Consider the following 22,089-nt stretch of genomic DNA (forward strand, 5'->3'; position numbering starts at 1 on the left):
ATTATGAAAGATAAGACTAAAGGATTTACTTTAATAGAATTAATGATAACCCTAGCAATAACAGTTATTGTATTAGGGGTAATATATACCTTCTCTTTTACTAGTCAGAAAATATTATCAAGTACTGAGATAAATGCAGTGTTGCAGGATGAGGGGCGGGATATAGAAAATAGCCTAGTAGATATTGGAATGCAAGCTAAGGGGATAGAGAAAATTAATAATCAAGATCCGTTAACTACAAATAAATATTCAACTTTAATTTCAACTTCAAATAGATTGTCAATAAGTAAAATAAGTATGATATATCATGATGATTCTATCTATACTTTTGAACTAATTGGAACTGAACTTACTTTAGTTAAAGGGACTGGTAGCGCAAAGATTCTATCAAAAAATATAAAACAAATACAAATTAAGCCTTTAGATTACAATAATGTTGATAAACATACTTCTTATGTTGCCAATGCTCCAGGAATAGAAGTATCAATAACATTGTATAAAAAAGAGGGACTTAGTGAAATAACTTATCCAATAAGCACTATTTTGAAGTTTAGAAATAAAGGTATAACATAAGAGTAAGAGGTATCAAAAGTGAAATTAATATTATTAGGCAATGTTCTTGTCATAGGAAAGAAAGGAGATGAGAAGGGTGAAATTTAATTGGAAATGGTTTAATGAAAAATATAATAAACATAAAAAAAGAAATACAATTATATTTGTTTTTTGCTTTCTTATATTATTACAGATAGTAATTGGGATTCCAAAAGTATTTGCCGTAGTTGATGGAGAGCCTGAAATAGCCGTAACATTAAATACAGCCACTCCAAATCCAGCTAAGGCAAGCGATGAAATCACGGTAAATTACAAAATTACCCCAACCAAAGAGTTTACACGTGATACTAAAACTGATAACACAGATGACAAGGAAGTAGTATTCCTTCTAGATAAGTCTAGATCTATGACACAATCCGATAAAATAAAAAATGGTCTAGTTAATGAGATGGTTAACGCTTTAATAAAGGATAATAATATATCTAAAGTCAATTTTACAACAATAAGTTATAATGAAAATGTGAAAGTAAATGAAGTAGATCCTAATGCAAAAGATAATAATGGAGCAGCAATAAATTATAAAGAAGCAGTTGGGAACAGTGTGAAAAATATTTTAGGTGAAGCCAATTCAACAAAAGATACTAGAAATTTAGGGGATGCAATTAATGAAGCTGTTAAGTTTTTTAATAAAAATGATGAAAAGGATTCAATAAAAAATATTATTATAATTTCTGAAGGAGAGCCAAGTGACCAAATTCCTATTATTGATACAAATCAATATAATGTAATCACTTTAGCACTAAATAAAACAAGTAGTTATGTTAATGATTATTCAAAATTAAAAGAATGGCATAAAGCTTTAGGTGGAAGTGAAGAAAATTACTTTGTAAGTTCAGCAGCTGAATCTCATAATGATATTAATAGCAATACTAGTACAAGTGGGAGTGATAACGGGGAGATTTGTAAAAAGATAGCTACAAGATTAGATGACATTAATTATAAATCATATAGTCTGAAGGGTGTTAAACTAAACTTTGATTTGGGTGGAAATTTTGAACCTGCAAATGGGTTAACATATAGTACAGATAATAAGGATATATGTGCCATAGATTTGCCTAGTATTCGTTATATGCCTACTAGTAGCACAGGAGGAAAGAGTAAGTATGAATATGAAGGTGAAGATTTTGAGGTTTCGTTCAAAATAAAACCTAAGCAAGGAAAAGCAGGAGAATTAAAGTTTGCAACTAATGGTGATAGTCTTAAAAATTATATATCGTATTATATTAACTTAGATAATCCGGTACTCAATAATCCTATAGAGACACCTACTATAAATGTTCTTAAACCTAATATAAATATTTTAGAAATAGAACCAGCAAATAGCTTTAAAATCACCAATAATGTTGTAAATGCAAATACAAAAATAACAACAGGTATTGAGTCAACAGTAGAGCTTAGCAATGCAAAAGTTACAATAGAACATATAACAATGGCTGAATTTATTGGTAAAACTGATAAGTTGAATGGTAAATATGATGTTATAGTAATTGGTAGATTTGTTGATAATACAAGTTTAAATGATGGTAACTACAATTTTAATGATTATAATAAGAAGGATAATGATATAACTGATCGTAAGGCTATTGAAATTGAAGATTTTATAAAATCTGGACAAGTAGTGTATACAGATAGTGGTATTATAAATTGTAATGTAGATACAAAGTTATATAAACATTACAACGCTACGAATGGAACATCGAATCAGAACACTTCTAATTTAATAAATGAAAATCCAGTTACAGCATTAAGCGTGGATAATATAGTTACTGCATATATGAATAGAGAAGATAAATATAAAGGATTAACTATAAATTCAATAAATCCAGAAGGGGACACTCCTTATACTGAACAAAATCAGAATGATGTGGGCTCTAGAGAAAAAAGAAAAATGATCTTTGAAGTAAGTTCTCCTGATGCATTAAATGAAGAAGTTACAGTGAATTTATATTTGGATATAAACGGAGATGGGTTGTTTAAAGAAGAAGAAATAGTAAAAGCAGTTGAAAATATAAATCTAGACAATGGAAGTATATCACTAAAATATGATATGTATGGAGAGTATCCACTATTTTTAGGATATCTAGATTGGAAGTTAGAAGTTGTAAGAGATAATAATATTAGATCATATACAAATGGTTCAGTTATCTTTAGGAAATTATTAGATGAAAATCCAATACCGATTAATGTATTGCAAATAGATACAAGCAATACAACGGCGCTTTCATCTAATGGAAAGAATGCATATTTAGATTTAAAAAACAATACAAAATTTCAAAACCTTGTAACAGACACTAATAAAAAAGGATATAAAATGACTATTACAAGGAAAAGTATAACAGAAATTAATGCAATAACTGCAAATTCACCAGATAATGGTCCATCCATATTGAATGGTCAGTATACTATGATTATTATTGGTTTTAAGGATTCTTTTCCAGCAGAAAACTTTACGGAGAACTCCTTAAAAGAAATAGAGAAATTTGGGAAAACAGGACAAGGGATAATGTTTACTCATGATACTATTTGGTATACAGGAGGAATAATAAATACATCTACAAGTTCTAAATATAGCATAATACGAATGTTTCAAGACTATATTGGTCAATCTAGATATAACAATGCTCAGAATAAAAACAAAGATTTACAAGAGAATGTGATTACTCACGATAATGATAAACCAACGATTACTGATAAGTACAAGGAAGGAGCGACTACTTGGAGTATAGGTAATGTAAATACCAGTGAGAGTAAAATAGTATATAATACAAATAAAGCACTAATTACAAATTACCCCTATGATTTAGGGGATACTATAGAGGTTAGAAGAACTCATGGTCAGTATTTACAATTGAATTTGGAAGATGAGAATGTAGTGCCTTGGTTTAATTTAACTAATAATAATGGGAGTACAAATACGAGCAGTAATATAAATCAATATGATGTTAGAAATAATTATTATACTTATTCTAGAGGAAATATTACATTCTCAGGAACTGGTGAAAATAGTAGAGATGCTAGTGAATATCCTGACTCAGAAATGAAATTATTCATGAACACTATTATTAAGGCAGAGAGGGGTGCAAATCATGCACCAACTATAATTACGCCTGATCTAGATAAAAATTATGGTAGTACAACTAAAGTACCGATTACTCAAGATTTTAACTTTGATACTATAGTTAAAGATATTGATGGTGATAATGTTAAAATTACTAACATAACCGTTAATGGAGTTAACCTACTAGGATATGTACCTGATAATATTTATCATAATTCAGGTTTTCTAACTAATATAACAATAAAAAAAGATACATTAACGGAGGACACAGATATGATAATACGAATACAAGCTCAAGATAGAAAAGGAGCTGTAAGTACTAAGTTATATACAATAAAGCCTGATAAGGCAGCAATACCATTAATATTGCCAGATTTATTTTAAAGGTAATAGTAACTTAAAGAAAAGCGTAGTAGAAATAAAATTCTACTACGCTTTTACATTTCTATACAAAATGACAAATTATGATATAATTAAGTAAAGCTTATCATAAGGAGATGAATCTATGGGAGTAGTGCGATTTGCAATTAAAATGTTAGTAAAAGATATAAAGCAAAGTATTTTTTATTTAGTATCTATGATATTTTCAATTGCTATAGTTTTTAATGATTTTAATCTTTTATTTAACGAAGATTTCGTAGATAAAAGCGATAAAGTTGCTTATTATACATTTTCAGGGATAGCGCTTACTGTATTATTAGTGTCATTATTATTTATAGCCTTTGCGAACTTATACTTTATTTATGGAAAAACAAAGGAACTTGCTATAGCAGTTATCAGCGGAAGGTCAGTTTATTCAGTTGGGCTTATATTAGCAATACAGAATCTACTGCTAGGAATAGTAGGTATAATAATTGGACTAGCTATAGGTTTTATAATGATGCCTATTGTAAATAATTTTGCCTATGGATTTTTAGGTGGAGATGCAAGCCAAGGCGGATTATCGCCTGAGGGATTAACTGTAACCTTATCTATAATAGTAGTACAACTTATTGATATGATTATAATTGATATGGGATATACCTATAGGAGAGAAATTATTGACTTATTAAAAGAGCAAAAAAACATGTATACATGAGATAATAGAAGTATTAAGATTCCAGCAATAGTGTATTGGATTTTATATTTGGCTCCAATAATTGTAGTTTTATCACCTATAAACATAGAGGATAAAGCTCAGGTATTAATAATATCTCAGTTTATTGCAATACCTGGAATGATAGGAGTAGTTAATATTGCATTACCTAAATTAATTTTAAAACTTAAAGAAAAATATTTTTATGATGACAAGATTAAATTAATAGCATTTGGTAATTTACATTATTCATTAAGGAAAAGTAATTTTCTAATAGTAACCTTAATAGTAACTGTGACATATTTAATATCAATGTTTTCAAGCAAGGGAATGACTCAACAAGTTAAAGTCGTAGCTATGATATCCTATGTAGTTGTTATATGTATTATGGCAATAACTATTGTGTACAAGATATTAATAGAAGGGGTAAATAGAAAAAAGATGTTTAATCAACTTAAGCTAGTTGGGTATGTAAATAAAGAAATTAATAAAATTATTGATTTAGAAACAATATTATTATATGGAGTAATTATATTTATACCACTTTTACCAATATCAATTATGATTATAGGAAATACAGTATCAGGGGGAATGAATTTAACTAGTGCCATAGCAATAGTTTCTATATATTTAGTAGCATTTCTAATTAGTTTAGCAATTTCTTTAATTGGCTATAGAAAGATAGTTTTTAATAGTATAAAGGAGGGAATATAGATGAAAGAGATAATAGTTGCAAAACATCTTATCAAACAGTATGGAGAGAGTAATCAGGTAAAGGCTTTAGATGATGTTAGCATATCAATATGTCAAGGTGATTTCATTGGTATAATGGGGCCCTCAGGTTCAGGTAAATCTACTTTGTTAAATATGATAGGTACAGTTGATAAAGTTACTAAAGGTAGTGTTATGATTGGTGAGAAAGATGTATCTGTAATGGGAGAATCTGAAATTGCAAAGTTTAGATATGAGAATGTAGGTTTTATATTCCAAGAATTTAATCTTATAGATTCTCTTACTGTAAGAGAAAATATAGGTATTCCTTTGGCATTAGCTGGAAAGAGCAAAATGGAAATAAAAGAAAGAGTAGAAAAAATTGCTCTAAAGTTGAATATAACTGAATACTTGTATAAGTTCCCAAGTGAGTGTTCAGGAGGTCAAAAGCAAAGGGCAGCTTCTGCAAGAGCATTAGTTGCAGATCCGAAAATTATAGTAGCTGATGAACCTACTGGAAATTTAGATACTAAAAATTCACATGAGCTCCTACAATTTTTACGGGAATTAAATGAAAAGGAAGGAGTAACAATACTTATGGTTACCCATGATTCTATGATTGCAAGTTACACTAAAAAGCTTGTGTTTTTAAGGGATGGTAAAATAGAAGAGATTTTAGAAAAAGGGGAAAAGGATCAACAACAATTTTTTTATGACATAGTGGAAGTTACATCAAGAGAAACTCAAAACTTGCTTAATGTTATGGCAAAATAGTATAATGTATTAAAAATATTAAGTAAGTAAGAAAGGAAGATTAGAAATATGAAATTTACTGTTAACAAAGAAGAATATGTATTAGATGAAGATAAGTTTGGTGCTTTCCGTAATGATGAAGAAAAGCCAGTTCAAAACATCGATGAAGAAGACATATTAAAAATTCTAGAAAATAGAGAGTTGGATTTTGAAAAGGCATACTATAGTATTCCTTGTGAAAATTGCAATAGCGAAAAATCAGGAGAAAAAAAGATATATAAATTTTTTGAATATCATTTATATCTTTATACAAAAGATTGCGAAGTTGTAACAAATAGTTTAGACATTAAAGATGAGGAGACTAGTTTTAAAAGACTTCTAAATCAAAAAGAGGTTGATAATAGCTACATAGTAACTATTATGGTATGTTGTGATTGTGGAGACTTTGAGATAGAAATTGATGAATTCGAAATTTAGAAAGGCTTAATTTAGAGAGGGGTAATCTATGAAAAATAAATTATTTAAAGTGACTTTAATTACTACCCTTGTAAGTGTATTATTTTTAGTGGGATGCGGAAATAGTGATGATATAAAGACAGAAAAGATAGAGGAATGGGGAGAAGAAGTGGCAGCTCCAAAGGAAGTACCTGTAGCTACTATAAAAATTAAAGATTTTGGAACAGTTAAAGCAGAGTTATATCCACAATATGCAACTAACACTGTGAATAACTTTATAAGCCTTGCAAATAGTGGCTTTTATAATGGAACAAGTTTCCATAGAATTATTGAGGATTTTATGATTCAAGGTGGAGATCCAGAAGGAACTGGTCAAGGTGGACCTGGATATAATATTAAAGGGGAATTTAGCAGCAATGGATATATGTATAACACATTAGAACATGAAGAAGGAGTCTTATCCATGGCAAGAACTAGTGAACCAGATACTGCTGGTAGTCAGTTTTTTATAGTTACTAATGAATCTAATGCAGCTCAACTAAATGGTGAATATGCAACTTTTGGTAAGGTGATTGAAGGAATGGATATAGTTCATAAAATTTCAGAAACAGAGACTGGCAAGAATGGTAAGGATAAGCCCGATGTAGAAGTTATAATTGAATCTATTGAAGTAGATCTTAAGGGAGTAGAATATGATGCTCCAGAAAAAGTCTAGTTAACTTTCATAAACTTCGAATATTTGGGACATAATATCGTTGTAGAGGAGTGATATTATGAGTAAACCTAATAAGCCAAATGAAGGAATGCAAAAGGGTCAGAGAAGACAAAGACTACATGAAGGTCAAAATAATGTAGGAAATGAAAAGAATCCTAAAACCTATGGAAGTATGGATGAAAGTCATTAAAATAAGAATTAGCTGATGTTATTTATAATGTAAATAATATCAGCTTTTTTTTATAACAATTTATTTAATGCAAGAATCATAAGTATAACTCCGGATAGCCAAGATAGATTAATATTAGTTTTTGCTACTAGCTTTTTCCCAATGAAAACCCCAACTAGTACTGCTATAATTCCTAGTATCAAGCAAAGAAAAACAGTTTGTATATATCCTCCTCCAACCAAACTACTACCAAAACCAACAGCTAGACTATCAAAGGAAAGAGCAGAAGCTAAATAAAAAGATTCCTTAGATGTTAAGGTTTTTGATTTATCAAAGTCAGCCTTTGTTTCATCTGCATACACCTGTAGTACAAACTGTATATCAAATAGCTTAAAGGTTAGAGGCTTGTCTATTTTGTGCTTTTTCTGAATGTAATTTTTAAATAAGCCTTCAAATAATCTATATATTCCAAGTAGCATTAGTATGGAAAAACTTAAGATGATAGGAAGATTACCAGGTAAAAAATCTTTGATAAATCCTCCGAAAAACAATGAAATACCAAGGATTAAAGATCCAACAAAACTAATTATAATAGCTGATAGTACTGGAATTTTAATTCTATTTGTTCCATAGGCGATACTTGCTACAAAGGCATCTATACAAACTGAGGAGACAAGTAAGAGGGACTGTATCATATAATGCAACCTCCAGAAAGTTCTTGTTTATCTTATATTATGAGTTAGTGAAAGCTTTAGTTACAAAATATACATCCAAATTGTTAATAGTTCTATATAAAAACAAAAGGCATTCTATGATATAATAAAGAAAGAATTTAAATAGGAAAAAATGGAGGCTGGGAATTATTATGTATAAGATTATTGCGATAGATATGGATGGTACATTATTAAACACGGAAAAAGTAGTTACGGACAAGACAAAAGCTGCCCTTAAAAAAGCAGGAGAAAAGGGCGTTAAGATAGTCTTAGCATCAGGACGACCTATTGAGGGATTAAAGAGATATTTAGAAGAACTTGATTTAATGAAAGAGGATGAATATGTTTTAAGCTATAATGGATGTCTAGTTCAAGAAACAAAGACTGAAAAAATAATTTGTGAATTTGGTTTAAAGGGTAAGGATCTTCATTATTTTTATGATATAAGCTGTAATTTAGGAGTTAATATACATGCCTTTTCACCTAAAAGAGGGCTTATTACTCCTAAGACTAGTAGGTATACTGAGGTTGAAGCAACCATTAATAAAATTGATATAAATATATGTGACTTTGCTTCAATTAAAGAGGATGAAGATATAATAAAGATAATGCTTATAGATGAGCCTGAAATATTACAAAAGGCTGAAGACGCTATTCCTAAGGAATTATATGATAAATATAATATAGTTAAGAGTACTCCTTACTTTTTAGAAATAATTAGTAAAGATGCAGGAAAAGGTGTTGGTTTAAAGGCGTTAGCTGATCATTTAAATGTAAAACAAGAAGAGGTTATTGCTGTAGGTGATGCTGGAAATGATTTAGATATGATAGAATATGCAGGACTTGGGGTTGCTATGGCAAATGCTAGTGACGATGTTAAGAAAATAGCAGATTATATTACTGCTGATCATAATGAGGATGGAGTAGCTAAGGTAATAGAAAAGTTTATATTAGTATAATTTTAAGAAGGATAAAACTCAAGGGAGTTTTATCCTTCTATTTTTTCAGCTACAGAAATAAATTCGAAATCTACAACATTAAATAATCCTCTATCAGTAATTTTTATATCTGGAATTACTGGTAAAGATAAAAAGGACAACGTTAAAAATGGGTTGAAATCTATATCTGGAGCTATTATTTTAATTGCTGAGTGTAATTTCTCTAAATCTTCTAGTATATCTTTAGTTGGGCGAGCTGTCATAAGTCCTCCAATTTCAAGTTGAATAGAAGCTAAAACATTACCTTTATGAACTATTATAATTCCACCACCAAGATCTTTAAGAGATTCTGATGCTAGGATCATATCTTCATCACATGTCCCACAGACAATTAAATTATGGGAGTCATGGGCAATGGTTGTGGCAATTGTACCCTCTTGTATTTTAAGACCTTTAATAATTCCAAGGCCGATATTTCCAGTAGACTTATGTCTTTCTATAACAGCAACTTTAAGATAATCGCTTTCGGTAGAAGAGGTAAATTCTTTAATGGAAGAATCTATCTTAACCTTAAGGTGATTACTTTCTAATTTATTTGGGTTAATTTCAATTATATTTAACAAATTTTTATTCTTAGTAGTTATTTTTAAATCATTTTTTTCAATAGTTGAAATGTTTATGCTGTTTCTATGTTCTATATCATTAGAGTTATTTAGAGTTTCAGTAAGGATTACACCTTGAGAAACTACAAGGTTTCCATTTTTATAAACAGAATTTATTTCAAATGTATCTAAATCATCAAGGATTATAAAATCTGCTTTGTATCCTGGGGCTATAGCACCTGTATTTTTCAAATTATAACATTCAGCAGAGTTTAGGGTTCCCATTTGAATTGCAGTAGGAGCAGGTAATCCTGAACTTATGGCAAATCTTATGGAGTGATCAATGGTTCCAGTTTTAATTAGATCATCTATATGCTTATCGTCAGTACAGAAACAAAACCTTCTGCTGTTTTTCACATTTACAACTTTAATTAGCTCACTTAAGTTTTTGGCTACAGTACCTTCTCTAATTAATACATACATACCGCGTCTAATTCTATCAATTACTTCTGAAGACAGGTGACATTCATGGTCAGTTCTTATATTAGCAGTGCAATAGGCATTTAACTGATTTAAAGTAAGCCCAGCCCCGTGACCATCGATTCTTTTATCATTATCTAGGCAAGTGCTAATTTTAGCTATCATATCTTCTTCACAATTCAAAACTGCTGGAAAGTCCATTACTTCACCTAAACCTAAAATTCTTTCCTCATTATATAAAGGTTTTAAATCCTCACTTTTTAGAATTGCTCCTGAGTTTTCAAATGAAGTTGAAGGTACGCAGGATGGAAGCATGAAATAGAAATCTATAGAGAGATCCCGGCTTAGTTCTAACATTAAATTGATACCGTCTATCCCCATAACATTTGCAATTTCATGAGGATCTGCAATTACTGTGGTTACTCCGTGGAGTATTGCAGCCTTAGAATATTCCTTAGGGGTTGTTAAAGAAGATTCTATATGAACGTGTGCATCTATTAATCCAGGACAGATATATTTACCTCGCCCATCAACAACGGTTGTTCCTTCATAAGTTCCAATACCAACTATATAACCATTTTTTATAGCAACATCTCCAAGAAAAGAATCCTGACCAAAGACATCAATGATAGTTATATTTTTAATTACTAAATCAGAAGGAATGCTTTTTGAGGCTCCTCTAATTTGTTCTATAAAGACGTTATACAAATTTTATTCACTCCTTAAAATAGTATTTCATTCTAGTATATAGTATATGAATATAAATAAAAAGATACGTTTAATTCAATAATGCTATATTTAAGTGATTTTTTTTGTATAATATATCTAAGACTAAAATTATAGTAAAATTGGAAATGAAATAATTACTTGAATTATTTTATTCTTGATGGATTAATATAAGGAGGCGCTAATATGCCAATAACAATACCTTCAGAATTGCCTGCATATAAAGTGTTAAGAGATGAAAATATATTCGTTATGAATAATGAAAGAGCAAACACTCAAGATATAAGGCCTTTGAAAATAGCAGTATTAAATCTAATGCCTAAAAAGATACAGGCGGAGAATCAAATACTTAGATATTTGTCTAATACTCCCCTTCAGGTGGAAATTACCTTAATACAAACTAAAAGTTATACTTCACAAAATACTTCTGCAGAACATTTAAATAAGTTTTACAATTATTTTGATGAAGTATGTAATAAAAAATTTGATGGACTTATTATTACAGGAGCTCCTGTGGAACAAATGGAGTTTGAAGAGGTTACCTATTGGAATGAATTAAAAGAAATAATGGAGTGGAGTAGGAGTAATGTTTTTTCTACCTTACATATTTGTTGGGGTGCACAAGCAGGATTATATTACCATTATGGTATTCCTAAGTATCAATTAGAAGAAAAGAGATTTGGAGTATTTTTGCATAAAATTAATAATGAGAGAGCAGAGCTTACTCGTGGATTAAGTGATAGCTTCTATGCTCCACATTCAAGGCATACTACAGTTCTAAAAGAGGATGTTATGAAAGTTAAAGAACTTGAAATACTTTCAGAATCTGATGAGGCTGGTGTATTTATGATAGGTACTAAGGATAATAGAAAAATCTTTATTACTGGTCATTTAGAATATGATAGAGATACATTAAAGGATGAATATGATAGAGATAAGGAAAAGGGGTTAGCGATTAATATTCCTAGAAATTATTTCACAGATGATAATCCGGAATTAAAACCAGATATGAGATGGAGGGGAAGTGCACATATAGTTTTTGCAAATTGGTTAAATTATTGTGTTTATCAAAATACTCCTTTTAATATTGAAGATATAAAAAAATAAATACTAAATTAAAGACATTAACATTTAATTTAGTATAGATATATTAGTTATGAATAATACTAAAGATAAAAATATTACGATATTGGAGTGAATTTCGTGGAACAAAAAAGAGAAAAATTTTCATCTAGCTTTTCAGTGTTCTTTGCAACCTTAAGTTCAGCAGTAGGACTGGGAAACATATGGATGTTTCCTTATGTGGTAGGAGTAAATGGAGGAGCAGCATTTATTATTATCTATTTAGGTTGTGTATTAGTAGTTGGATTACCAACTTTAATAAGTGAATTTGTTATTGGACGAGGTACTAGGAAAAATGTTTATGGTGCAATTAAAGAAGTTACAAATAAAAAAGTCTTTAGAAGTATATCAACCATTGGTATATTAGCAACATATGTTTTGCTATTTTTTTATACAGTAGTTGCAGGATGGGTTTATTCCTATGTATTTAAAGCAATAGTTGGAACCTTTAAGGGTATTGATGCTGCAGGGGCGACCAAAATTTTTAATGACACAAGTATAGGACCTGTATCACCGATTATAGGACAACTGTTAGTTTTAATAGTTGCAGGAACAATCATAGCAATGGGAGTTAAAGGTGGCATAGAGAAGCTAACAAGAATAACAATGCCTATTCTAATGGGATTGTTACTCTTGTTAGCAATAAGAAGTTTAACGTTAGATGGAGCTATGGAAGGGGTCAGTTTTTTATTGAAACCTGATTTTTCTAAAATTAGTATAGGAACATTTTTAGCGGCACTAGGGCTAGCTTTCTTTAAGTTATCCGTTGGAACTGGAAGTATGATTACATATAGTAGTTATTTTACTGATGATAATAATCTTATTGCTACAGGAGTTAAGGTTTCTATTGCAGATACAGCAGTATCTTTAATTGCAGGCCTTGCTATTTTTCCTGCGGTATTTTCATTTGGATTAGAACCAAGTAGTGGACCTGGCTTATTATTTAATACAGTACCACTTATATTTTCCAAGATGCCTGGTGGAAGTTTTTTAGTAGTTATATTCTTTTTTCTTGCAGCAATGGCAGCTACAACAGCTTCAATTTCTTTGCTAGAGGTGCTAATTGCAACTTTTACTGAGGAATTTAAGTTTAGCAGAAAAAAGGCATTAGTGATAAATGTTGCAATTATTCTTGCTTTTGGATCATTAGCGGCATTATCAGCTAATCCAGAGGGACTACTTGCAGAGATTAAAATCTTTAATTTCAGCATTTTTGATGCCTTTGATGCATTAATTAGCAATATACTATTACCATTGAATGGATTACTAATAATTTTATTATGTGGTTTTTCTATTAAAAAGGGATTTGTAAGAGATGAGTTAACTAATGGAGGAACATTAAATAATGAAGGAATAGTCAGTATTCTATTATTTATTATGAGATATATTACGCCAATCTTAATTATTGTAATATTCCTTAAGACTTTCATTTAAAAATAAAGCTAAATATTGTATAATTAAGAAAAGTCCAATTATATGGACTTTTTTTAATATATGGAATAATTTTTAATGTTTTGTATAAATTAAGTCTATTACCATGGGGGGAATAGTTATGAAGGGAAAAATTTTAGTTTGTGATGATGAAAAGGAAATTCTAGAAATTTTAGAATTATATCTAGAGAAGGAAGGTTATGAAATAATCAAGGCTAAAGATGGTCTAGATGGAATTGAAAAGATAAAGGAAAATACGGATATTGATTTAGCAATACTAGATATTATGATGCCTAGAGCAGATGGATATAAAGTTGTGAAAGAAATTAGAAAATTATATACAATGCCTATAATAATGTTATCCGCAAAAAATCAGGATGCAGATAAAATATTAGGTCTTGATTTAGGAGCAGATGATTATATTTCAAAACCTTTTAATCCTTTAGAAGTTGTAGCAAGGGTTAATGCTCAAATTAGAAGGAGTAATAGTTTGATTTCTGATGAAGAGAAAGAACAAGTTATATCTATAGGAGATATAAAATTAGATTCTTACAATGTACAGGTAGTTGTTAGAGATGAAGAAATAGAACTTACATCAATAGAGTATGGAATATTAAAGTATTTAATGCAAAACTCAGGAAGAATATTAACTAAAAATCAAATATTTGAAGCTGTTTGGAATGAACAATTTTTAAGCGGTGATAATACTATAATGGTACATATTAGTAGATTGAGAGAAAAAATTGAGGAAGATTCTAGGAATCCAGTGTACTTAAAGACTGTTAGGGGATTAGGGTATAAATTTGAAAAGAAGGTAAAGTAAGATGTCGAAGAAGAATGGGCAGCTATCTGTTGCATTATTTAAATATTACATAACTTTTTTAGTAGTTCTATCAGGTATATTTGTAATTGCATATATTGTAGTGAGCGTAAGCCTTGCAAAACAGGTACATAATAATAAGGCTCCAATTTATGATTTGATTCGAGGAGAATATAATGATTATAAGGATATAGATCCATCAGATTTAAAAAAAATTGGTGGATATATTGAGGTATTAGATTTAGATAAAAAAGTAGTCTATAGAAAGGGAGAACTTCCAGATATACTTAAGGATAATTATACGGAAACAGAATTTATAGATATTATTAGTAGAAGTGGAGAAAATGCTAAATACTATGTAGGGTGTAATAGCATAAATGCTGAGAACGGGAAGGATTATATAGTTCTTGTAAGAATACCTAATGAGAAAGTTAATGTTTCTTTAAATATTCAAAAAATTCCTCTCCAGGTAGGGAAACCTATACTCTTTTTATATTTAAAAGTGGTATCTATTGCGTTAATTATATCTTTAGTAAGTATTTTAGGATATAGTATTTTGACTGCTAGAAAGATAAATAAACCTTTAAAAATGATAGATGAAGCTTTAGGAAAAGTTCTTGAAGGAGACTATGAAGAAAAGCTTGTTATAGAGGGAGAGAGGGAATTTGTTAGGATTAGTAATACAATTAATTTCCTTATTGATAAGCTTAAAAATAGCAGGGAAGAAAATAGTAGGCTTGAACAGAGTAAAACTAGAATGCTTATAGATTTATCCCATGATATAAAAACTCCAATTACAACTATTAGAGGTTTTTCAGCTGCACTTTATGAGGGATTAGTTGATGATGAGGATAAAAAACAAAAGTACTATAAAACTATTTATAATAAGTCAGAACGAGTTGGAGAGTTAGTTGATGACTTATTTGAATTTGTTAAAATGGACAGTACTCAGTATATTTTGAAAATTGAAACGGTGGATATCTGTGAGTTTTTAAGGCAGATAGTTGTAGCTTACTTTGATGAAATAGAGGAGAAAAAGTTTGAGTTAATAGTTATAATACCAGAGGAAGTAGTAAATCTTAAAATTGATGGTAGATTATTTAGAAGGGCTGTAACTAATTTAATTGAAAATTCCTTGAAATATAATCCTGAAAAGACTACCTTAAGAATAGAACTTAAGAATTATAAGAGGTATATTATGATTTATGTTGCAGATAATGGTATAGGTATACCATTAAGTATAAGAAGTAAGGTCTTTGAAGCATTTATTAGAGGAGATACAAGTAGAGGTAGTGATGGTGGTTCTGGCCTGGGACTAGCTATTGCAAACAAGATTATTAGTAATCATGGAGGAGAGATTTCTTTAGATCCTAGTAAAGACGAAGATAAAACTATTTTTGCCATAAGGATGTATAAGGATATTTAAACAGGGAGGACGCTTTGCTTGAGTTGAGAGTTGAAAGTTGATAGTTGAGAGTTAGGGTAAAAGTTCTCAGGAGAAAGATCAAGTAGCCAAATCAGAGATTCGGACTTTCACTTTTTCTGCAAAATTATTGAATAGAAGAATATAATAAATTTTTTATCCATAACTTTCAACTCCCCGTAAGGGGCACCTATTGGTGTCCACTCTCAATTATCAACTCCCAACAGGGGCGCCCAAGTGTGTCAATTATCAACTCTCCCGAAGGGAGCATGCCACTTTCTCAGCCTCCTAGTGTAACATCTTGAGTATTATACCAGTCTAGAGCAGTATCAAGATGTTCCGGTTTGTAATCTGGCCAATAATCGTTTAAGACATAAAAGTCTGAATATACAGATTGAACCGGGAGAAAACCACTTAATCTTCTTCTGCCACCCCATCTTATTATTAGATCAATTCTTGAAATATCATTTGATCTAATGTTATGAACAATATCCTTCTTTGTTTTGTCAGAAGTCTTAAGTAAATTCAAATCCCATTCCCAACCATAGTTCATTAAGAAGTTAACCTTAGTACCACCTTTGCCGAAAATTCTTCTTTTAGTATATGGTAAAAGATCTTTTGGGAAAGAAGGAGAATTTGTGTTTCCCATTACCAATATTTCAACATTCTCTTTAGATAAAATATCGACTGATTCAATGCAAGCATTTACAAAAGCTTGCTTTTGAGCTAAGGGTCTTTTCATATTATCTACGGTAAAGCCGTAATAAGTAAGTTCTCTTATTCCATATTTTTCACACTGTTTAAATAGTAAAAGTCCAGGATTTATACCAAGGGCATAGCCTTTATCTTTAGTCATTCCTTGTCCTTGCGCCCATCTTCTATTGCCATCTGGAATAATTCCAATATGATCAGGTATCCTCATAATTATCGCTCCTTTTAGGCACATGAAATAAAATAACAGACAAAATAGACAAGCATACTGGTTTGTTATTTCTTTAATTGTGTCTTAAATAGTATAGGTATAGTTTTACCATATTAATCTTTTTTATCCTCCCTAAGTAAAACTATATTAAATAATGGATAATTCACCTAAAAACTTGAATATTAGTTTTTTGTTAATATAACTAATTATTGATATATACAATAATTAATTATATACTTGTAAAAGAAAGAACTAATATAGAACTAAGATTGTGTTTAAAAGAATAGAAGTGCTAATTATGTTTGAGTAATATATAGAAAAGGGATGATTATATGGACGATAAAATTATTGATTTTAATGATCTTAGAAATAAGGCTAAGGATAAAGATGTAGATAGGATAGAAGAATATATGTATTCTTTATACTATGAAATGGCTGAAGGTAAAATCACTATGGCAGACTTTACTAAAAACATATATAAATATATGGAGGACAATAACATTTCACAGGATAAGTTTTTAAATATACAAAAAAAACTTATGGAGAGATATGGGTTTGATTCTTCAATTATTGATGAGCAGCTAAAGACTGTAGGAGTAAATCTTGGTGGTAATGAAATTAGCTATGAAAGCATAAAAAAGAATATGGGATTCCAAGAGAAATATAAGGATAGAATTTCTACAAAAAATATTTCAATTTATACTATAAAAAATGAAAAAAATGATATTGAGATAATTTTGCAGGATGACAATGTAATAATTCAAAGTCAGGGTAAGGTGGACTTAGCTGATAACGAATTAAATGAATTCTTATGCTCTTATAAAAAGGTTAGAGAAGATAAACCTTTGGCTATAAGAGTTTGCGCAGATACTGAAAAATATGATTATTAAATAAGAGGGCAGAAGAGATAATTATCTCTTCTGCCTTTTATAGGGGGGAAATATGAGCGTATTAGTTGTTAAGGATATGAGCCACGGTTTTGGAGACAGAGCTATATTTGAGGATGTTTCATTTAGATTATTAAAAGGTGAACATGTAGGACTTATTGGAGCAAATGGTGAAGGTAAATCCACTTTTATGAATATAGTAACAGGTAAATTAATGCCAGATGAAGGGAGTGCAACCTGGTCTAATAATGTTAGAGCTGGATATATGGATCAGCACGTAGAACTTATCAAGGGCACAAGCATAAGAGATTCTTTAAGGGAAGCTTTTAAATTCCTGTTTGATATGGAAAAAGAAATGAATACCCTATATGAAAAAATGGGAGATTGTACAGAAAGAGAACTCGAGAAAATGCTTGAGAGAACATCTGTAATTCAAGATTTATTAGATAATAATGGATTTTACATAATTGATGCAAAAGTAGAGGAAGTAGCTAAAGGCCTAGGTTTAGTAGGATTAGGACTAGATAAGGATGTAGATGATTTATCAGGGGGACAAAGAACTAAAATTCTTCTAGGTAAATTACTACTTGAGAATCCAGATATATTACTTTTAGATGAGCCTACCAATTTTCTTGATGAAGAGCATATAGAATGGCTTAAAAGGTATCTGAAAAGTTATGAGAATGCTTTTATATTAATTTCTCATGATATTCCATTTTTAAATGATGTAGTTAATTTAATATATCATGTAGAGGAAAGAAAGCTTACAAGATATGTGGGAGATTATAATGAATTTATAAGAATTTATGAAGAGAATAAAAAAAGATTAGAAATGGCCTATGATAAACAGCAAAAGGAAATAAATCGTCTTGAGGATTTTGTTGCTAGAAATAAAGCTAATGCTGCAACTTCTAATATGGCTAAATCTAGGCAAAAGAAATTAGATAAGATGGAAGTAATTGAGCTTTCAAAGGATAAGCCAAAGCCCGAGTTTACTTTCAAAACTGCAAGGGCTGCAGGAAAAGTTCTTTTTGAAACCAAGGATCTAGTATTAGGATATGAAACTGCTTTAACTAAGCCATTAGACCTCTATATGGAGCGAGGACAAAAAATTGCATTAGTTGGAGCAAATGGATTGGGAAAAACTACTCTTTTAAAGAGCCTTCTAGGATTAACTAAACCCTTAAGTGGTGAGGCTATAAGGGGAGATTACCAACATGTAGGATATTTTGAACAAGAGGATAGAAGTGGTAATAATAATACTTGTATTGAAGAGGCTTGGGCAGAATTTCCTGGATACTCACAATATCAAATTAGAGCAGCTTTAGCTAAATGCGGATTAACTAATAAGCAGTTAGAATCTAAGATAAGAGTTCTTTCAGGAGGAGAAGCTGCAAAGGTTAGACTATGTAAAATTCTTAATAATGAAACTAATATATTAATCTTAGATGAGCCTACTAATCATTTAGACAAAGATGCTAAGGATGAACTAAAAAAAGCTCTTAATGAATATAAAGGATCTATACTCTTAGTATCCCATGAACCTGAATTTTATAGGGATGTGGTTACTGATATTTGGAATTGTGAGGAATGGACATTAAAGATTGTGTAATAATAAAAATTTACTATAAATTCAAAAAGCAAACTATGAACAGTAGTATTCATAGTTTGCTTTTCTTATTGGAAATCTTTCATAAAACTCTTAATCTTCTCTAAATCAAATTCACTATTTACTAGTGCAGGACCATTCTTTAAAAAATCAATTTTATCATGAAAATCTTCTTTTTCTTCTTGATATAAAATCCCCAAGGGAATTTTGTCTCCCCATTCCATAGCTTTCTCCATAGCTTTTAATTTATTTGTTGGATCATAACCATCTTCTAAATTATAAACTCTTTTTTTATACCACATATAAGTATTTATCTTATTAAAGCTAATACAAGGTTGGAGTATATCTACTAAAGCATAACCTTTATGATTTATTGCTTGTTTCATTATTTCTTTGAGGCCTTCTTTATCACTACTGAAAGCTCTTGCAACAAAGCCAGCCCCAAGTGTGATTGCAAGAAGTACTGGATTCATTGGAATGTTATTAGAACCAAAGGGTTGAACTTCTGTAACATGGCCAAAATCTGAAGTTGGTGACGCTTGGCCTTTTGTTAGTCCATAAATCTGATTATCATGTACAAAATGTGTTATATCTACATTTCGTCTAATGTTGTGTATAAAATGGTTTCCTCCCTCGCCATAAGAATCCCCATCTCCTGTATCAACAACTACAGTTAAGTCTTTATTAGCAATTTTTGCAGCAACTGCTGGTGGTAACGATCTTCCATGAAGACCACAAAATCCGTTAGTATTTATATACTGAGCAGTTTTAGCAGCTTGACCAATTCCACCCACGATAAGTACTTGGTGTGGAAGCTTATTTAGTTCTATAAGACTTTCTTTTAATGTATCAAGTATATTAATATCTCCGCAACCTGGACACCATGCTGTCTCTGAGGTGCAAATTTTACAATCACTCATTTACTTAACCTCCCTTAGTTTATTTATGATATCCTCAGCACATAGAGGTCTTCCATCATATCTTAAGATATTATTCTTAATCTCTATCCCTGTATTCTCTCTTATTAGTTGAGCAAGTTGACCTGTGGCATTTTGTTCAATATTTATAATCTTTGTAGCTTTTGAAGCCTTATCTATTAAAAGTTTATCTGGAAATGGCCAAACATCTCCAAAAACCAAAGCACCATACTTAGTTTTGCCTGACGAGTTTAGAATATTAACAGCTTCTTTAATTGGACTATATAATGAACCCCAACCAATTAATAATGTATCAAAGGTCGCTTCACCTAAATACTCAGGTTCAAGTAATTCCTCTTTTAGATAATTTATTTTCCTAAGTCTTTTATCGTTCATTGCAATTCTTACAGCAGAAGATTCGGTAATATGTCCTGATTCATCATGTTCATCACTATCGACTAAAACAGTTTTGCCAGGTGTTCTGCCAGGAATTATTCTTGGAGATATACCTGTCTTAGTTAAGGAATATCTTTTATATTCCTTATCCCCTGCAAAGTCTTCATCGTTTAAATGTCTCTCGATTTTAACCTTTGCAAAATCAAAGGGTTTTACAGTTCTAATACTATCTGCAAGGAATTGATCTCCAAGTAAAATTACTGGAATTTGATATTTATCAGCAAGATTAAAGGCTCTCATTGTTTGATAAAAGGCATCCTCTGGGTCCCTTAGTGAAATAACCATTTTAGGCACTTCCCCTGGTGTGGCAGCAATAACAAATTTAAGATCTGCTTGTTCTGTTCGGGTTGGCAAGCCGGTAACAGGACCTGGTCTTTGTATCTCTGCTATTACAAGAGGCACTTCCAACATGCTTGATAGGCCTACAGCTTCAACCATAAGGGCAAAACCACCACCAGAGGTGCCAGTCATGGATCTGACTCCAGTATAAGATGCACCAATAGCCATATTAATTGCAGCTATTTCATCTTCAGCTTGTTCCACAACAATTTCAGCTTCTTCAATTTTTGAAGAAAGGTAATTCATAATACTTGTGGAAGGTGTCATAGGGTAAGCTGAGTAAAATTTACAACCTGAGGCAAGTGCTCCAAGGGCTATGGCATCATTACCATTTATTAAAATATTACTATTTTTTCCCATTGACTGTATATCATATTTTACAGAAACCTCTTTAAGACCAGTTTCAAAAGCAGTTAAATTTTGACTAGAAATTTTTTCTTTAAAAGTTTCTGCTAAAAGATCGTAAACAAAGCTTAAATCTTGATTAAACAATTTTAAAAGAGCCCCTAGTGCGATACTTCCAAAAACTTTAGGGTTGCCAATACTTTTTGCTAAAGATTTCAAGGGAAGTTTATACACTCTAGCATCTTTATAATCTATTTCATCATCTGAAATGATAAAGCCTGTATCTTTTAAAGCTTCTATATGCAATTGAATTGTTTCGGTATTTAAAGCTATAATGCCATCAATTGCATTACAGTGAGAATTTATTTCTTCGTTTCCAAAACGAATCTGGAAAAAATTGTGGCCACCGCGAACTCTGGACATATAATCCTGTATTGTAAAAGTCTCGAAACCTTTTCGCTTTAATAGCTTTTCTAATATAGAGGCAAGTGTTTCCATACCTTGTCCAGCTGTACCGCCAATAAGAAGATTATAAATCATAATTTTAACTTCCTTTCATATTTTAGATTTGCAAATATTCATAATATTATTATTTTTTCTTAAATCATAGTATTATAATTTATATATTGAAGAAAATAGTAGTGTGATACTAGGATTAAATTCTTATTTGGGAGGTATATATAATATGTAAGCGGTTAATAACTCGTCACGTTGACAGTCATTAACCGCTTATTTTCAATCCTTTTTATTTAAATAGCATTCAGCAGGAAGATTACTCCATGGAAATAGTGATTTAAATAAATCTGGATC

At 30.5% G+C, this 22,089-nt stretch carries 20 protein-coding genes; 15 read left to right on the forward strand and 5 right to left on the reverse strand.

From position 1 onward, the window contains the following. The first annotated feature begins 3 nt into the window (after positions 1 to 3). The 8 genes from CLVI_RS12260 (at position 4) to CLVI_RS18000 (ending at position 7,570) form a co-directional block, all read left to right on the forward strand. On the forward strand, positions 4 to 573 hold the full coding sequence (locus CLVI_RS12260) for a PilW family protein (RefSeq protein ID WP_106060417.1): 570 nt from the start codon (positions 4 to 6) through the stop codon (positions 571 to 573). A gap of 76 nt (positions 574 to 649) precedes the next feature. After that, the gene (locus CLVI_RS12265) at positions 650 to 4,054 is read left to right on the forward strand and encodes a VWA domain-containing protein (RefSeq protein WP_170065662.1); all 3,405 of its coding nucleotides are present in this window, start codon (positions 650 to 652) and stop codon (positions 4,052 to 4,054) included. A 121-nt stretch (positions 4,055 to 4,175) separates the two neighbouring features. Beyond that, positions 4,176 to 4,748 (forward strand): FtsX-like permease family protein, encoded by a 573-nt coding sequence (locus tag CLVI_RS12270; protein ID WP_106060419.1) that lies wholly within the window; start codon positions 4,176 to 4,178, stop codon positions 4,746 to 4,748. Positions 4,749 to 4,796: 48 nt separating this feature from the next. Continuing rightward, positions 4,797 to 5,459: a hypothetical protein gene (locus CLVI_RS12275; protein WP_106060420.1), complete on the forward strand. Its 663-nt coding sequence runs from the start codon at positions 4,797 to 4,799 to the stop codon at positions 5,457 to 5,459. Next, positions 5,460 to 6,230 (forward strand): ABC transporter ATP-binding protein, encoded by a 771-nt coding sequence (locus CLVI_RS12280; protein ID WP_106060421.1) that lies wholly within the window; start codon positions 5,460 to 5,462, stop codon positions 6,228 to 6,230. It abuts the gene before it with no gap. Between the two features lie 48 nt (positions 6,231 to 6,278). Then, on the forward strand, positions 6,279 to 6,686 hold the full coding sequence (locus tag CLVI_RS12285) for a DUF3785 family protein (protein WP_106060422.1): 408 nt from the start codon (positions 6,279 to 6,281) through the stop codon (positions 6,684 to 6,686). A gap of 28 nt (positions 6,687 to 6,714) precedes the next feature. After that, positions 6,715 to 7,380, forward strand: coding sequence for a peptidylprolyl isomerase (locus tag CLVI_RS12290; RefSeq protein ID WP_106060423.1), 666 nt, complete (start codon positions 6,715 to 6,717; stop codon positions 7,378 to 7,380). Positions 7,381 to 7,438: 58 nt separating this feature from the next. Continuing rightward, positions 7,439 to 7,570, forward strand: a complete 132-nt coding sequence (locus CLVI_RS18000) for a clostri-philic family protein (protein ID WP_278320528.1) — start codon at positions 7,439 to 7,441, stop codon at positions 7,568 to 7,570. A gap of 50 nt (positions 7,571 to 7,620) precedes the next feature. Here the strand turns inward: CLVI_RS18000 and ytaF are convergent, their stop codons facing one another. Next, positions 7,621 to 8,244 (reverse strand): sporulation membrane protein YtaF, encoded by a 624-nt coding sequence (gene ytaF / locus CLVI_RS12295; protein WP_106060424.1) that lies wholly within the window; start codon positions 8,242 to 8,244, stop codon positions 7,621 to 7,623. A 170-nt stretch (positions 8,245 to 8,414) separates the two neighbouring features. On the opposite strand from ytaF, the gene yidA reads away from it, so the two are divergent. Continuing rightward, positions 8,415 to 9,221 carry a sugar-phosphatase gene (gene yidA, locus CLVI_RS12300; protein WP_106060425.1) on the forward strand — a complete coding sequence of 269 codons (807 nt, stop codon included), beginning with the start codon at positions 8,415 to 8,417 and terminating at the stop codon, positions 9,219 to 9,221. Between the two features lie 29 nt (positions 9,222 to 9,250). Here the strand turns inward: yidA and ade are convergent, their stop codons facing one another. After that, complete coding sequence (ade, locus tag CLVI_RS12305) at positions 9,251 to 10,990, reverse strand: adenine deaminase (protein ID WP_106060426.1); 1,740 nt, start codon at positions 10,988 to 10,990, stop codon at positions 9,251 to 9,253. 204 nt (positions 10,991 to 11,194) lie between these two features. On the opposite strand from ade, the gene metA reads away from it, so the two are divergent. The 4 genes from metA (at position 11,195) to CLVI_RS12325 (ending at position 15,807) form a co-directional block, all read left to right on the forward strand. Beyond that, positions 11,195 to 12,115 carry a homoserine O-acetyltransferase MetA gene (gene metA / locus CLVI_RS12310; protein WP_106060427.1) on the forward strand — a complete coding sequence of 307 codons (921 nt, stop codon included), beginning with the start codon at positions 11,195 to 11,197 and terminating at the stop codon, positions 12,113 to 12,115. A gap of 96 nt (positions 12,116 to 12,211) precedes the next feature. Next, complete coding sequence (locus CLVI_RS12315) at positions 12,212 to 13,564, forward strand: sodium-dependent transporter (RefSeq protein WP_106060428.1); 1,353 nt, start codon at positions 12,212 to 12,214, stop codon at positions 13,562 to 13,564. Positions 13,565 to 13,682: 118 nt separating this feature from the next. Further along, the gene (locus CLVI_RS12320; RefSeq protein WP_106060429.1) at positions 13,683 to 14,384 is read left to right on the forward strand and encodes a response regulator transcription factor; all 702 of its coding nucleotides are present in this window, start codon (positions 13,683 to 13,685) and stop codon (positions 14,382 to 14,384) included. Between the two features lies 1 nt (position 14,385). Beyond that, positions 14,386 to 15,807 (forward strand): HAMP domain-containing sensor histidine kinase, encoded by a 1,422-nt coding sequence (locus CLVI_RS12325; protein ID WP_106060430.1) that lies wholly within the window; start codon positions 14,386 to 14,388, stop codon positions 15,805 to 15,807. A 277-nt stretch (positions 15,808 to 16,084) separates the two neighbouring features. Here the strand turns inward: CLVI_RS12325 and CLVI_RS12330 are convergent, their stop codons facing one another. Continuing rightward, entirely contained in the window at positions 16,085 to 16,726 is a 642-nt protein-coding gene (locus CLVI_RS12330) for an undecaprenyl diphosphate synthase family protein (RefSeq protein WP_106060431.1), read from the reverse strand. A gap of 332 nt (positions 16,727 to 17,058) precedes the next feature. Here CLVI_RS12330 and CLVI_RS12335 point away from each other — a divergent pair, with 332 nt between their 5' ends. Both CLVI_RS12335 and CLVI_RS12340 read left to right on the forward strand, forming a co-directional pair. Then, the gene (locus CLVI_RS12335) at positions 17,059 to 17,616 is read left to right on the forward strand and encodes a DUF3867 domain-containing protein (protein ID WP_106060432.1); all 558 of its coding nucleotides are present in this window, start codon (positions 17,059 to 17,061) and stop codon (positions 17,614 to 17,616) included. A 52-nt stretch (positions 17,617 to 17,668) separates the two neighbouring features. Continuing rightward, positions 17,669 to 19,225 carry an ABC-F family ATP-binding cassette domain-containing protein gene (locus CLVI_RS12340; protein WP_106060433.1) on the forward strand — a complete coding sequence of 519 codons (1,557 nt, stop codon included), beginning with the start codon at positions 17,669 to 17,671 and terminating at the stop codon, positions 19,223 to 19,225. Positions 19,226 to 19,290: 65 nt separating this feature from the next. On the opposite strand, the gene CLVI_RS12345 is transcribed toward CLVI_RS12340, so the two are convergent. Continuing rightward, positions 19,291 to 20,142, reverse strand: a complete 852-nt coding sequence (locus CLVI_RS12345) for a thiamine pyrophosphate-dependent enzyme (RefSeq protein WP_106060434.1) — start codon at positions 20,140 to 20,142, stop codon at positions 19,291 to 19,293. Then, positions 20,143 to 21,819, reverse strand: coding sequence for a 2-oxoacid:acceptor oxidoreductase subunit alpha (locus CLVI_RS12350; RefSeq protein ID WP_106060435.1), 1,677 nt, complete (start codon positions 21,817 to 21,819; stop codon positions 20,143 to 20,145). Positions 21,820 to 22,089: the final 270 nt, after the last annotated feature.

It is taken from the genome of Clostridium vincentii (assembly GCF_002995745.1).
In the GTDB taxonomy this organism is placed as follows: Bacteria; Bacillota; Clostridia; order Clostridiales; family Clostridiaceae; genus Clostridium; species Clostridium vincentii.